This window comes from Lachnospira rogosae (ex Hitch et al. 2025), assembly GCF_040096455.1.
In the GTDB taxonomy this organism is placed as follows: Bacteria; Bacillota; Clostridia; order Lachnospirales; family Lachnospiraceae; genus Lachnospira; species Lachnospira rogosae.
This window is the reverse complement of the sequence record NZ_JBBMER010000021.1, coordinates 1-659: the sequence shown is the minus strand read 5'-3', so window position 1 is coordinate 659 and position 659 is coordinate 1. Positions and strand designations below refer to the sequence as shown.

Sequence of the window (659 nt, the reverse complement as noted above, 5' to 3'; positions counted from 1 at the left end):
CTCAGCAGACAGAACATCCTTGAAATTCTAAGATATAAATAATTTTAATTAAGATAAGTATTTATTCACGACAGCTATTTTGAGAGTGTACAATATCCTGTGTAAACGCAAAAAAGGAATAAATCCTGTATAGTAGAGTTATACCAAAAATACTACTAGAAAGATTTATTCCCATGACCCAGTTTATCACAGATTTAACCACATTTCTAGCTAATCATTCAGACATTAATGAGTATTTCCGTGCTTCTATGGAACAAGCCCTAAATGAGCTTCTACAGGCAGAGTTGACCTCTGTTCTAGGATATGAACCCTATGATGTTAGTGGCTACAACTCAGGAAATAGTCGCAACGGTTCTTACACACGTAAGTTTGAAACCAAATACGGAACTTTAAACCTCATTATTCCAAGAGATCGTAATGGCGAATTTGTCCCTAAAGCCATTCCTTCTTACTTCAAGAAGAGATGATGAGCTGGAAAAAATGATTATTAAGCTTTATCAAACAGGTGTAACAACAAGAGAAATCGCAAATTTAATCGAACAGATGTTTGGTCATCATTACTCACCAGCTACGGTTTCAAATATCACCCAGTTGACTCAAGAAAACGTTACTGCATTCCATGAACGAAAACTACAGGAACGCTATTCCATTGTCTATTT

The 659-nt window shown here is 35.5% G+C and carries 1 pseudogene; it reads left to right on the top strand.

Annotation, left to right across the window (positions count from 1 at the left end):
• Positions 1-173: 173 nt before the first annotated feature.
• Positions 174-659 (top strand): annotated as a pseudogene (locus WMO14_RS12880) (transposase); the annotation flags it as partial.